Origin of the sequence: Novosphingobium kaempferiae, assembly GCF_021227995.1 — a bacterium.
Taxonomy (GTDB): Bacteria; Pseudomonadota; Alphaproteobacteria; order Sphingomonadales; family Sphingomonadaceae; genus Novosphingobium; species Novosphingobium kaempferiae.
Genome location: NZ_CP089301.1, coordinates 2421526 through 2434474, shown reverse-complemented (window position 1 = coordinate 2434474; position 12949 = coordinate 2421526). Strand labels below are relative to the sequence as shown.

Below are 12949 nucleotides of genomic sequence, written 5' to 3'. Positions count from 1 at the left end.
GCTCAATGCCTGCAACCCGACCGGGCACGCCCCGCTCCTGCCCCTTCGGGGCCGGTGACCGCCATGGCGCAACGCAAGCAGGGCATCGGTCGCGGTGAAGTGGCAGCGCGGATCATCGCAGCGATCCCGGCGAACTATCTGCTGACTTCACTGGCCACCGCCTGCCTCGCCCGGCTGCTCTGGAAGGGGTTCGGGGTCGATGCGGCCAACGCCAGCGTGGCCGCCACGCTGTTCGCGTTCGCCCTGTTCGCCACCGTCGCGCTCGTGGCGTTCGCAGTGCGCTCCGTGAGTCGCCTCTGGCTCTGTCTGGTGGCGCTAGGTGCCGTTCAGTGCATCGCCCTGTGGCTCTCGATCGAGGCGGGAGGGCGGCTGTGAAGGAGAGCCTGCGTCAGTCGATGTGCCTGGTCCACACCTGGACCGGACTCCTGCTCGGATGGCTCCTCTTCGCCATGTTCGCGACCGGGAGAGCCGCCTATTTCCAGGACGAAATCACCCGCTGGATGCAGCCGGAAGTCACCGGAACCGCCGATCCGGCCCGCTCCGCGCAAGGCGCGATGCGCTACCTGAACACCGTCGCCCCGGATGCGAAGAGCTGGTACATCTCGCTCCCCAACAGCCGCAGCGCGACCACGCAGGTCTACTGGCAACCGGGTGGGGCAAAACCCGCAAAACGCAGCGAAACCAGAGCCTTGCTTGACGGCGAAGGCCGGGAAATCACCTCGCGCGACACCCGCGGCGGCTTCTTCCTCTACCGCTTCCACTTCGACCTGCACTACATGCCGGTGCTGTGGGCGCGCTATCTCGTTGGAATCGCTGCGATGTTCATGCTCGTCGCGATCCTCTCGGGCATCATCACCCACAAGAAGATCTTCGCCGACTTCTTCATGCTCCGCTTCGGAAAAGGGCAGAGAAGCTGGCTCGACGCGCACAACGTGACCGCCGTGATCGCGCTGCCGTTCCACCTGATGATAACCTTCACCGGCCTCGTCACGCTGGCCGTGATGTACATGCCCTGGGGCATCGCCGCGAACTACGCCGCGCAGGACGCCTTCTACGAGACCGTCCTCGGCCGCCCCGGCCCCGCCGAGCCCGCCGGAAAACCGGCTCCGCTGGCCGATCTCGCGCCGCTGGTGCGCACCGCTTCCGCGCAATGGGGCGAGCGCCGCGTCGGCTACATCAGCGTGTCCAATCCCAACGACGCCGCCGCCCGAATCGAAATGACCCGCGCCCCCGAGGCCGCATTCGGCGCACGCGGCGAGACCGTCTCCTTCGAAGGCGCAACCGGCCGCCTGCTGTTCTCCCACGATGCGAAGGGCGCAGCGCTCGCCACCGAGAGCGTCATGATCGGCCTCCACACTGGCCGCTTCGCTGAATGGGGCCTGCGCTGGCTCTACTTCCTGAGCGGACTTGGCGGCACGATCATGGTCGGCAGCGGCCTAGTCCTGTGGACCGTCAAGCGTCGCACCCGCCTCCCCGATCCGACGCGCCCGCACTTCGGCTTCCGCCTCGTCGAACGGCTCAACATCGCCGCCATCGCGGGGCTGGCGACCGGCATTGCGGCCTATTTCCTCGCCAACCGGCTGCTGCCTCTGGGCATGGCCGACCGTGCGGAGCGTGAGATCGACTGCTTGTTCCTCGCCTGGCTTGCCGTCGGCCTCTGGGGCATGGTCCGCCCCGCCGCACGGGCATGGACCGAGGGGCTTGCGCTCGCGGGAGCCTGCTTCGCTGCCGTTCCCGTGGTCAACGCCCTGACCACGGCACGCGGCCTCGTCCCGAGCCTGCTGGCGGGCGACTGGATCTTCGTCAGCTTCGACCTCGTCATGCTCGCGCTGGCAACCGGTTTCCTGCTGGCTGCCGCGAAATCGAAAGCGCGCGCCAGGGCCGGTGCCAAACCGCGCACATCCTCGCGCCGGGCGGTGAGTTCATGATCCACTTGCTCGCCCTCCTCATCGCCTGCGCCGCGTTTCTCGCGCTTGCCGTATCGATGAAGCGCCATCAGCGCGATCTCGTCGGTCGTTCGCTGCCCGACACGCAGGCACGCATGGCGCGGATCACCGGCTGGCTGCTGCTCGCGGTCGTCTGGGCCATCGAGGCCGCGCTGATCGGCCCGGCCATGGGCTCCATCGTCTGGTTCGGAGAAGCGAGCATCGGTGCCTGGCTGACCGTCGCGACGATCAACTGGAAGACGGCGCGCTAACCCGCTGTCAGGCACCCGGCAGCACCAGTTCGGCCTCCAGAAAGTCCAGAAAAGCGCGGATCCGGGAGGCCAGCCTGCGGTGCCCCACGTAGAGGGCGTGGATGTCCTCATAGTCGCCGGGATTGCAATCCTGCAGAATCTCGACGAGCCTGCCTGCCGCAAGATCGGCAGCGACGTGGAACCGCCCAAGGCGCGCGATGCCCCCGCCCGCGACTGCCATCATGCGCACCACTTCGCCCGAATTGCCGAGAAACGCGCCCTCGATCGGTCGCTGCACCAGTGCGCCGTCGATGCGGAACGGCCAGGTGTCGATCGAACGGCGGAAACTGAACTGGAGGCACGGATGCGCCGCCAGTTCGCGCGGATGCCGGGGCTCGCCACGCTCCTGCAGGTAGCCGGGGCTGGCGACGACGGCCATCGCGCTGCGGCCCAGCTTCTTGGCTTTCAGGCCGGTGTCGCGCAGCGGCCCGATGCGGATGGCGATATCGGCGCGTTCTTCCACCAGATCGACAAGCGTGTCCGCAAGGGCAAGGTTCACCGTGACGCCTGGATGGCGAAGCTGGAAACGCGGCAGGATCGGCAGCAGACACTGCGTCCCGAACGGGACCGACGAATTGATCCGCAGCGGCCCGCGCGGCGCTTCGTCCTCATGCCCGAAGCCGCGCTCCACCTCGTCGATCTCGGCGACGAGCCCGGCCACACGCGCCCGATAGACCTCCCCCTCCGCCGTCAGGGCCAGCGCGCGCGTGGTGCGCGAGACGAGCTGAGTGCCTAGACGCGCCTCCAGCCGCGCGATGGCGCGACTGACGGCGGAAGGGGTCAGCCGCAGTTCCCGTGCGGCCCCGGCAAAGCTGCCGTTCTGCGCCACCGCGAGGAATATCTGCATGTCGCCGAAGCGGTTATCCATTCGTATCATCCGTGACTCTGGATCACTTCTGATATGCATTGCCGCGCACTGTGCATCAATGCCGGGCGCACCTAGATTTCCGTCCACATCAGGAAGGAATACCAACATGGATCTCAAGCTTACCGGCAAGACCGCGCTCGTTACCGGCTCAACCGCCGGCATCGGCCTCGCCATCGCCGAACGCCTCGCCGCCGAAGGCGTCGACGTCGTGATCTCCGGCCGCAGCCAGGCCAAGCTCGACGAGGCCGCCGCCAGCGTTACCGCCAAGGCCGCGAACGGCGGCAAGGTGCGCGCCGTGCTTGCCGACCCCGCCACCGCCGAAGGCGCAGAGGCGCTCATTGCCGCGGTTCCCGAGATCGACATCCTCGTCAACAACCTGGGCATCTACGAGGCCAAGCCCTTCGCAGAAATCACCGACGAGGACTGGCACCGCTTCTTCGAGGTCAACGTGGTCAGCGGCGCGCGCCTCGCCCGCCACTACTTCCCGAAGATGCTCGAAAAGAGCTGGGGCCGCGTGATCTTCATCGCCAGCGAAAGCGGCCTCGTGATCCCGGGCGAGATGATCCACTACGGCATGACCAAGACCGCCCAGCTTGCCATCGCACGCGGCCTCGCCGAGCAGACGCGCGGCACCGGCGTGACGGTGAACTCGGTTCTCCCCGGCCCGACGCGCTCGGAAGGCATCGGCGAGTTCATCCGTTCGGTCGTGGACAACAAGGACGCGCCGGAGGCCGAGCGCGAGGCCGAATTCTTCGCCAAGCTGCGCCCGCTCTCGCTGATCCGCCGCCTGATCGAAGCGGACGAGATCGCCGCACAGGTCGCGCTGCTGGCCAGCCCGCTGGGCGCGATCACCAATGGCGCCTCGATCCGCGTCGAAGGCGGGATCGTCCCTACCATCGCGTAAACCTTCGAACCCCCTGTCATTCCGCCGCATATGGGTGGCAGGGGGTGCTCGCGTAGCGGGAATGCTCCATTTCCCACATTTTACCGAGGTAATTTTGGTTGCAACGCAGCGACGTTTGACAGAGGGCATAGCCTCCCGTTTTTTACGGAGATTCCCTTGGTCGGGTCGTTGTCGCGTCGCATTGTGATTCTGTGCAGCTTTCTGTGCCTGCTCCTGGCACTGCTGGCCGGACTCCTGCTCGAAGGCTCCTCGCAGACACGCAGCAGTCTGGCGTGGGTCACGCATTCCGCTCAGGTGCTCAAGACGGCGAACAAGGCGCTCAGCCATCTCCAGCAGGCGGAATCGGGCGAGCGCGGCTTCGCGCTGACGCACAAGCCGGAATTCGGCGAAGCAGTCGAGGAAGAAGTCGGCAAGGCGCGCGCGACAGCCGCCGAACTGGTCATTCTCACCAGCGACAACCCGGCGCAGAATGACCGCGCCAACCAGATCCGCACGCTGATCGGCCAGCGCGCCGACCTGCTCGAACAGATCGCGAAGCAGACCCGCGCGGGCGACTTCACCGGCGCGCAGGCCGCCGTGGCTTCGGGACGTGGGCGCTATCTCATGCAGCTCGTCGATGCGCGCGTGGGCGACCTGCTCAATGAGGAACGCGGGCTTTCCGCCAGTCGCACGACTGCCGTGGAACTGCGGCTCAGCTACATCACCTGGCTCGTCATCATCGGCGTGCCGCTGACGATGGCCGCCATCGCCTATACCGCGACTTCGCTGATCCGCCGCATCCGCCGTCCGGTCGACGAGATGATGACGGTGATGGGCCAGCTGGGCTCCGGTGACCGCTCCGCCCGTGTCGAAGCGCGGATGGATTCGAGCGAATTCGAACGCCTCGCCAATGGCTACAACGCCATGGCTGACGAATTGGAAGCCGCCGTCGCCGACCAGCACGAGAGTCAGGATCGTCTCCACGTCGCCAACGCCGAACTCAGCCGCAACACCGAAGTCCTGCGCGAGCGCGGCGAGGTGATCGAACTGCTCGGCGGCATGGCGCATCGCATGCAGGCCGCTCGGACCGACGACGAACTCGCCTCGATCATCCGCGTCTTCGTGCCCCGCGTGCTGCCCGAAATTCCGGGCGCGCTCTATGCGCACAACAATTCGCGCAACCTGCTGGTGCCGATCGCGGCGTGGGGCGGGCTCGACGTCTCCTCCGCCGGGTTCGCGCCCGACCAGTGCTGGGCGCTGCGCCGGGGCCAGAGCCATTTCGTGGTCGAGCCTGACTCCGACATCGTCTGCGCGCACGTCGGTAGCGAGACCGACCACTACCACTGCGAGCCGCTGCTGGCGGGCGGCGAGGTCATCGGCGTGCTCTATCTCAAGGGCGTCGTCGGCGCGGAAAACCGCTTCCGCCTGACGGTCCTGACCGAGAACATCGCCTCCGCTCTCGTCAACCACCGCCTCCAGCGCGGCCTGCGCGAGCAGACGATCCGCGATCCGCTGACCGGGCTGTTCAACCGCCGCTACATGGAGGAGACGCTGGCGCTGGAGATCGCGCGCGCTTCCCGCTCGGGCAGTCCGCTCAGCCTCGTCATGTGCGACGTCGACCATTTCAAGCGCTTCAACGACGAGTTCGGCCACGATGCCGGCGACGCGGTCCTGCAGGCGGTGGCCGCGGAAATGCGTGGCCGTTTCCGCGACGGCGACGTGATCTGCCGCTTCGGGGGCGAGGAATTCACCATCATCGCGCCCGGAACTTCGGCCGTCACGCTGGCTACGCGGGTCGATGCGGTGCGCCAGTCGATCAGCGAACTGGTGGTCCATCAGGGCGGCAGGGCGCTGGGTTCGATGACGATGTCGTTCGGCATCGCGACCTGGGAGGAGAACATGGAGCGCGACGGTTCCACGCTCATCAAGGCCGCCGATGCCGCGCTTTACCGCGCGAAACGCGAAGGTCGCAACCGCGTCCTGGTCGATGCGCGGTCGGAAGCTCTGGCCGCCTGAGGGGTGTACTGAACGGCACCTAAAGGCACCTACGCGCACCAAGCGGGGCTTGAGCGCCACTCAGCGTTCGATGAAGCCGCGCCGGATCGCCACCGTGACGGCATGGGTCCGATCATCCACGCCGAGCTTTTCGAACGCCCGCTTCAGGTGCGCCTTGATCGTGTCGATCGACAGGTCGAGCCGCCAGGCGATCTCCTTGTTGGCATGCCCCTCCGCGACCAGCCGCAACACTTCCAGCTCGCGGTCGCTTAGCGGCTCGTCGAGGGCGTGTGCGGCAAGGTCGTGGACGATCTCCGGGCTGAGCGCGGGTCGCCCGGTATGGACCATGCGGATCGCATCGAGCAGTTCCTTGCGGATGCCGTTCTTGAGCAGGTAGCCCGCCGCCCCCGCCTGGATGCAGCGCACCACCTGCGCATCGCCGGGGTAGGTGGTGAGCACGAGGATCCGTGCATCGGGCGACCGCCCGCGGATCGCCTCTATCGCTTCGAGCCCGCTGATGCCCGGCATCTGGAGGTCCATCAGGACGACGTCAGGCGCAAGTTCCGCAAAGCGGGCGATACCCTCGGAACCGTCCCCCGCCTCGCCCGCCACCGCCATGTCCGGCTGGCGCTCGATCAGGGTCGCAATCCCATCCCGCAGGAACGGGTGGTCATCGACGATCAATACCCGTATCGGCCGGTCCAGGCCCGCTTCTGACGCCATCCGTCTGCTCTCCCCGGGCAGCCGCAGCGAATGCGATGATCTGCCCGGCATCCTGATCTCGGCTGAGAATGCTGGGAAAAGCGGTCCGGATCAACGCGATTCCCAATATCGCGCCGCCAAATACCCGAATGAGTGATGCGTAGCCCCCAATCGGGGGTCGGTGCCCGGCAGGCCTCTGGATACTCTCAGGCATAGTCCGCGATGCGGCCAATCCGAGGCAACCGAGGGGGCAGGCAGATGACCAGTGCTATCCGGTTCGACGAAGCGCACGGCTTCGCATTCGGGCCTTTCATTCTGAAGCCCACGCGCCAGCTCCTGCTGCGCGACGGAGCGCCCGTGCCACTCGGCGGCCGCGCTCTCGATCTCCTGACCGCCCTGGTCGAGCGGCCGGGCGAACTGGTGGAAAAGCGCGAGCTCATGGCGCGCGCCTGGCCCGATACCAATGTCGAGGACGGGAATCTCAAGGTCAACATCGCCACGCTTCGGCGCGCCTTGCGGCATGATACGGAGGAGAACGGGTATATCGCCACCGTGACGGGGCGCGGCTACCGCTTCGTGACGCCGGTGCATCGCCTGCCCGGAGCGACATCGGCGGCATGCACGGCGGCGTCACCGCGCACGGCAAACAACCTGCCCGAAGCGATCCAGATGGTTGGCCGGGCACGGCAGATCGCAACCGCCCGCACCGCGATCGATCAAGGCCGATTGCTGTCCGTCATCGGCCCCGGCGGTGCAGGCAAGTCCGCCCTTGCGCTGGCGCTGGCACGCGAGCTTGTCGCCGAAACCGGTAACGCGGCCCACCGGGTCGATCTTTCCGCGCTGGATCCGGCAGACGCCCCGTCAGCCGTCCACACCGCAATCGCGAGCGCGCTCGGCCTCGATGCCGGAACCACATCCCCTTCCGCCCTCGCCGACGGGTTGCGCGGGCGCGGCACCCTGCTGATCCTCGACAATTGCGAGCCTGCCGTCGATGCGGTCGCCATCACCGTGGACAGCCTGCTCGCGGCGGCCCCCGCCCTGCGCATCGTCGCCACCAGCCGCGAGCCGCTCTGCGCGCGCGGGGAGCGCATCCTGCGCCTCGGCGGTCTCGACCTTCCGCCCGAGTGCCCCGGCCTGTCCGCCGACGAAGCCCTGCGGTCCGGCGCCGTCGAGCTGTTCGTCGACCGGGCGGGCGACCTGACGCGGCCGTTCCGGCTGAACGACGACGAAGCGCCCGAAGTGGCGCGCCTGTGCCGGATGCTCGACGGACTGCCGCTCGCGATCGAGCTCGCCGCCATGCAACTGGCCGCGTTCGGCGTGCGGCAATTGCGGCTGCTTCTGGAAAGCGGCATGGAGCAGCTCGGCGGCTTCCGCAGCGACGCGCCCCGGCAGCGCAGCCTGCGTTCGTGCATCGACTGGAGCTACCGCCTGCTGTCCGAGCGCGAGCGCTTCCTGCTCCGGCGCCTGAGCGGGCACCCGGACAGCTTCACGCTGGCCCTCGCATGTCGCACCGGCATGGACGCGGGCATGGTGGAAAGCGCGGTGATCGACGATCTTTCCGCGCTCGTCGCCAAGTCCATGGTGGAGGCGCAGACCGGCCCGAGGGCAACGCGCTACCGCCTGCCGCATACCGTGCGGGCCTACGGCCTCGCCCGTTCGGCGGAGACCGGCCGCAAGGATGAAACCTGGCCGAACCCGGCGGGCGGTGCGTTCCCCGGCATGGCAGCGGCGGATGCGCGGCGGAAACGGTGCTGTATCGGGCTGGCCGCTACGGCTTGAGGGTGGGGTGAGAAGCGGACGTGACATTCCGCTTCGTCATCCTGAACTTGTTTCAGGATCCATCAGGCAGTGTGTGCCGGATCGTCGTGCTGCACGTTGCACCCTCGGTCCACTGATCCCAAAACTGAGCGAGCGGCCTGATGGACCCTGAAACAAGTTCAGGGTGACGGCGGATTTTGGGTGGATTGCTGCCGTTCGCCTATTCGTCGTCTTCGTCACGGAATAGCGCGTCCACATCCTCGGGCCGCATACGTTTCAGCTTTGCGTCGAGCTTATGATCGAATCCTCGATCGTTTGGCTCCAGTCCCTTTTGAGCCTGTCGCCCAATCTGCTTGAGGTAGCGAGCAGTGGCGGCGGCCAAGCGCTGCTTCTTTTCCAGTGCTTTCATGACCCGAAACTATCATTTCAGTGAATGACGACAATGGGGCGCTTGCGGTTTGTCCGAATTCCGGGGCGATAGCGTGGATTGCCGACATTCACTCCACATGAAATGCGTCTATGATTTGCTGTTCTGATATTCCCTGCTGACGCGCCCAAAGCGTAAGGTATCCAGCAAGATGCCAATCTATCTCTTCATCTGGTCGCGCGAGGCAATTTGAGAGGCGCAACCCGCTCTGCTGATCGATTGGCAGAGGTTTCATCATCGCCCACATCTCGTCTTGAAGTGCCAGACCGTGTGTACTCTGTTCACCACGGTCGAAGGTCTCCAACGCTCTCTGCTGAACGGCCTCCACCAAACGCATATGCCGATGAAGGGCGCGAACCACTTTATGAGTGCGCGGTCGTAGCCTCCCCTCGTCGATCTCATCGACAACCGTATCTGCATTGACCATGTCCGTCGTCATAATTGGAGAATAGGCCAAAGCGGAACGTCTGTAACGGGGCGCAACCAGCCGTCACCCTCTTTCCAGTTTTAACCCAATCATCCTCAGGCCGAACCTGTCCAGGCGTGGCAGCCAGTTCCTCCCCTGGACGGGGAGGGGGAGCACCCGCAGGGTGGTGGAGGGACGCGCGGCGGATCGCGTGACCTCTCGTTCGAACGTTCGGGGACAGGGCGCGCCGATCGACGTTCGGCGATCGCGAGGGTGCCCCTCCACCATGCTTCGCATACCCCCCTCCCCCCAAGGGTAGGAACTGGTCACCCCGCGCTGGCACTCATCACGTAGGCCTTGGTGGTGTCGAGCATCCGGTAGAACGGCGCGTCGCTGCGGAAGTCTACCGAGAGCAGCGACTTTTCGTAGAGGCTGGACAGCGCCTCGGGCGGGCGGGTGCAGCCGGCGCGTTCGCACAGGGCGATGGCGTCCTCGGCGGTGAACGGGCCGGAAAGCGTCGCGAGGTGGCCCAGCGTCTTCTGCTCGGCATCGGACAGCAGGCTGTAGCTCCAGTCGAGCGCGGCGGAGAGCGTGCGGTGGCGGGGCAGCGCGGTGCGCCGGCCGCGCGTGAGGATCGAGAAGCAGTCGCCCAGCCGTCCGGAAATCTCCCTCAGCCCAAGGTCCGAGACGCGCGCCGCCGCGAATTCGAGGGCGAGCGGGATGCCGTCCAGCTTGCGGCAGATCTCCGCGATCATCGGCAGGTCGCGCGCGTGGAGCGCGAACAGCGATTGCGCCTGCACCCGCTCGTTGAAGAGCACCACCGCCGAGAACTGCGCCATGTTCTCGGGCGTGAGCGGCTGCGCCTCGTCCGGGAACGACAGCGAGCACAGGCGGTGGCTCCATTCCCCGGAGGCGCGCAACGCCTCGCGGCTGGTGAGCAGCAGCTTGAGGTGCGGGCACTGCGCCAGCAGCGTCTCCACCAGCGCAGCCATGGCCTCGACGATGTGCTCGCAGGTGTCGAGCACCAGCAGCGCCTCGCGGCCGCGCAGTTCCTCGCAGAGCACGGCGAGCGGGTTGTCCTCTGCCTCGATCCCGAGCGCGGCGGCGATCGCATGGGCCGCCTGCTCGCCGTCGTTCGCGGGGGAGAGATCGACGAAGCCCATGAGCCCGCGATAGGACCGGGCATAGCTGTGGGCGATGGCGACCGCGACTGTGGTCTTGCCGATGCCGCCCGGGCCGGTGATCGTCACCAGCCGCCGCTCGTCCAGGGCCTCGGTCACGCGGACGATCACCTCGTCGCGGCCGATCACCGGGTTGAGCAGCACCGGCAGCGGCGCGATCACGGGCAGCGGCGCGCCGGAGGACGACACGCCGGTGAGGTTATGACGGACCGGCAGGATGAAGCAGTAGCCGCGCAGCGGGATCGTCTCGATCGCGCGGTGCGCCTCGTCGCATTGCGAGAGGATCTTGCGCAGCATCCCCATCTGCACGCGCAGATTGGCCTCCTCCACGGTGACGGAGGGCCAGACGAAATCCATCAGTTCGTTGAGGCTGACCACGGTGCCCGCGCGGGACACCAGCATCAGCAGGACGTCGAAGGCCCTGCCGCCGATGGTGACGAGTTCCGAATCCCGCAGGAGCGTGCGCTGGTGCGGATAGAGGCGGAAGCTTGCGAAGGCGAAGCATTCCTCCGACGGCTCCGGCAGCATCACGCCCTCCCCCGGCGCAGGCGCGCCGCAGTTTGGGACGGAACCACCGGGACTCGGGACTCGCAGGTCATAGTCGCCTCCTCTTCGAACGCCACATTACTGCAGCGCCGGGAGGAGCGGGGTTAAGTGAGGTTAAAAGGGGGTCAGGGCGCGCGACGCGCCCGGCCCCGTCCTACTGGAGTGTGGCGTCGAGCGTGATCTCGCATTTGAGGAGCTTGGAAACCGGGCAGTTGACCTTGGCGCCCGCGACGATCTCGTCGAATTCGGCCTGTTCGATGCCGGGAATGCTGGCGACGAGCGTGAGCGCCGACTTGGTGATGGTGAAGCCGTCACCGTCCTGCACCAGCGTCACCACTGCCTTGGTGTCGAGCGTGCCGTCGGTCCGGCCGGTCCCCGCGAGCGCGAAGGACAGCGCCATGGTGAAGCACCCGGCATGCGCGGCGGCGATCAGTTCCTCGGGGTTGGTGCCGGGCTCGTTCTCGAAGCGGGCGCCGAAATCGTAGCGTGCTTCCGTCAGCACGCCGGACTGCGTGTTCAGGCGACCCTTGCCGGCCTTGCCGAGACCTTCGTAATGCGCGGTGCCGGAGCGGTTGATCATCGCTATCTCCCTGTGAATGGACGGATCTTAGGAACGGCCGAAGCCCGGCGCATGAAACGCCGGGGACGGCACCTTGTCACAGGTGGGGCGAATTGCGTCATGTAAATCGTCATAGAATCTGCACGGTCCGCCGCTCACCGCCGTGCTGCCCGAACGGGCGCACGCGATGCCGGAAACATGTACAGCGGCACTTTTACAGGATTTGCAGGAATTTACTTGCGACGGATCGGGACGCCGGTGCCCTGGGGGGAGGGCGGAACGGCACCGGCGCCCCGATCTGCGGCCCGGCGGGACAAGGCCGACCGCAATCGCTGATCGTCGATGCGCCCCGCTAGGCGCGCCCCGCCGCTTCGGCATGCCAGGCGGCGGCGGGCTGGCGCGCCACCCCGGCATCCAGCGTCATGCGATGATCCGCGCGGGCATCGGCGCGTGTGAAGGCGGTGAGGTTCATGTCGTGCGTGCGCCCGGCAGCGGTCGGCCGGAACAGCGCGCGATCCTGGAACACCTGCGTCTCGATCGCGCTCATCAGCGCCCGGACGCGCGGGTACTTGGCCAGATCCTCATGCACCGCGAGCCAGTAGGTCCGCTCGAACACGGCCTCGTCGGGCAGCAGCCGCTCCAGCGCGGGCTGCGCGTCGGCGACGAAGCAGGGCAGCGCCGCGAGCGCATATCCGCCTATTGCCGCGCCGAGCTGCACGGTCATGCTGGTGGTGCGATAGCGCACGCAGGCTTCCTCCGACGCGCGCGGCAGGAGCTCCAGCTCGGGCGTGAACAGCAGTTCCTTGATGTACCCGCACCAGGTCTCCTGCGAGAGTTCCTCCATCGAATCCGGCCGCTCGCGATCCCCGAAATAGGCGCCAGTACCGTAGACACCGAACTCGACGTCGGTCAGCTTCTTGAAGCGCACGTCCCCGGTGGTCGGCCGGTCGAGGCTGACGACAAGGTCCACCTCGCGCGTGGCGAGCGAGAAGGAGCGCGGCAGCGCGACCAGTTCGATCTCCAGCCCCGGATGCGCCGTGGTGAGCGCGCAGAGACGGGCGGCAAGGTAATGCGCGCCGAATTCCTCGGTCGTGCCGATCCGCACCGGCCCGGCGATGCGGTCCCGCTCGCCCGACAGGCTGAGGATCTCCCGCAGGATGATGGATTCGAGCTTTTCCGCCGACATCTTGAGCTTCTCACCCTCGGCGGTCAGCGAGAGGCGGCGCCCGGCGCGCTCGAACAGTTGCACGCCGGCCTCGCGCTCCAGCCGCGAGATGCGTCGGCTGATGGTCGAATGATCCATGCGCAGGATGCCGGTCGCCCCGACCATGGTGCCTTCGCGGACCACCTGCAGGAAAACCCGGATATCGCTCCATTCCATAGATCGC

At 66.9% G+C, this 12949-nt stretch carries 13 protein-coding genes; 6 read left to right on the top strand and 7 right to left on the bottom strand.

The window, feature by feature from the left end; translation table 11 throughout:
* The first annotated feature begins 63 nt into the window (after nucleotides 1-63).
* Genes LO787_RS10960 through LO787_RS10950 form a run of 3 tightly spaced genes read left to right on the top strand, consistent with a single transcriptional unit; the run spans nucleotide 64 to nucleotide 2197 of the window.
* The gene (locus LO787_RS10960) at nucleotides 64-375 is read left to right on the top strand and encodes a hypothetical protein (protein WP_232495867.1); all 312 of its coding nucleotides are present in this window, start codon (nucleotides 64-66) and stop codon (nucleotides 373-375) included.
* Nucleotides 372-1928, top strand: a complete 1557-nt coding sequence (locus tag LO787_RS10955) for a PepSY-associated TM helix domain-containing protein (RefSeq protein ID WP_232495866.1) — start codon at nucleotides 372-374, stop codon at nucleotides 1926-1928. The genes LO787_RS10960 and LO787_RS10955 overlap by 4 nt, the downstream gene beginning before the upstream one ends.
* Entirely contained in the window at nucleotides 1925-2197 is a 273-nt protein-coding gene (locus LO787_RS10950) for a DUF3325 domain-containing protein (RefSeq protein ID WP_232495865.1), read from the top strand. The genes LO787_RS10955 and LO787_RS10950 overlap by 4 nt, the downstream gene beginning before the upstream one ends.
* 7 nt (nucleotides 2198-2204) lie before the next feature.
* On the opposite strand, the gene LO787_RS10945 is transcribed toward LO787_RS10950, so the two are convergent.
* Nucleotides 2205-3104 carry a LysR substrate-binding domain-containing protein gene (locus LO787_RS10945; protein WP_232495864.1) on the bottom strand — a complete coding sequence of 300 codons (900 nt, stop codon included), beginning with the start codon at nucleotides 3102-3104 and terminating at the stop codon, nucleotides 2205-2207.
* Nucleotides 3105-3210: 106 nt separating this feature from the next.
* On the opposite strand from LO787_RS10945, the gene LO787_RS10940 reads away from it, so the two are divergent.
* On the top strand, nucleotides 3211-4008 hold the full coding sequence (locus LO787_RS10940) for an SDR family NAD(P)-dependent oxidoreductase (RefSeq protein ID WP_232495863.1): 798 nt from the start codon (nucleotides 3211-3213) through the stop codon (nucleotides 4006-4008).
* 156 nt (nucleotides 4009-4164) lie between these two features.
* The gene (locus LO787_RS10935; protein ID WP_232495862.1) at nucleotides 4165-6003 is read left to right on the top strand and encodes a diguanylate cyclase; all 1839 of its coding nucleotides are present in this window, start codon (nucleotides 4165-4167) and stop codon (nucleotides 6001-6003) included.
* A gap of 60 nt (nucleotides 6004-6063) precedes the next feature.
* On the opposite strand, the gene LO787_RS10930 is transcribed toward LO787_RS10935, so the two are convergent.
* Nucleotides 6064-6705: a response regulator gene (locus LO787_RS10930; RefSeq protein ID WP_232495861.1), complete on the bottom strand. Its 642-nt coding sequence runs from the start codon at nucleotides 6703-6705 to the stop codon at nucleotides 6064-6066.
* 237 nt (nucleotides 6706-6942) lie between these two features.
* Between LO787_RS10930 and LO787_RS10925 the strand changes: the two genes are divergently transcribed.
* Nucleotides 6943-8463: an ATP-binding protein gene (locus LO787_RS10925; protein WP_232495860.1), complete on the top strand. Its 1521-nt coding sequence runs from the start codon at nucleotides 6943-6945 to the stop codon at nucleotides 8461-8463.
* A gap of 199 nt (nucleotides 8464-8662) precedes the next feature.
* Here LO787_RS10925 and LO787_RS10920 read toward each other — a convergent pair whose 3' ends face one another.
* From LO787_RS10920 to LO787_RS10900, 5 genes are all read right to left on the bottom strand, one after another.
* Nucleotides 8663-8851: a hypothetical protein gene (locus LO787_RS10920; RefSeq protein WP_232495859.1), complete on the bottom strand. Its 189-nt coding sequence runs from the start codon at nucleotides 8849-8851 to the stop codon at nucleotides 8663-8665.
* A gap of 88 nt (nucleotides 8852-8939) precedes the next feature.
* On the bottom strand, nucleotides 8940-9308 hold the full coding sequence (locus tag LO787_RS10915; RefSeq protein ID WP_232495858.1) for a hypothetical protein: 369 nt from the start codon (nucleotides 9306-9308) through the stop codon (nucleotides 8940-8942).
* A gap of 293 nt (nucleotides 9309-9601) precedes the next feature.
* On the bottom strand, nucleotides 9602-10984 hold the full coding sequence (locus LO787_RS10910; protein ID WP_232495857.1) for an ATP-binding protein: 1383 nt from the start codon (nucleotides 10982-10984) through the stop codon (nucleotides 9602-9604).
* A 172-nt stretch (nucleotides 10985-11156) separates the two neighbouring features.
* On the bottom strand, nucleotides 11157-11582 hold the full coding sequence (locus LO787_RS10905) for an OsmC family protein (RefSeq protein ID WP_232495856.1): 426 nt from the start codon (nucleotides 11580-11582) through the stop codon (nucleotides 11157-11159).
* Between the two features lie 331 nt (nucleotides 11583-11913).
* Nucleotides 11914-12942: a LysR family transcriptional regulator gene (locus LO787_RS10900; RefSeq protein ID WP_232495855.1), complete on the bottom strand. Its 1029-nt coding sequence runs from the start codon at nucleotides 12940-12942 to the stop codon at nucleotides 11914-11916.
* Nucleotides 12943-12949 lie beyond the last annotated feature (7 nt).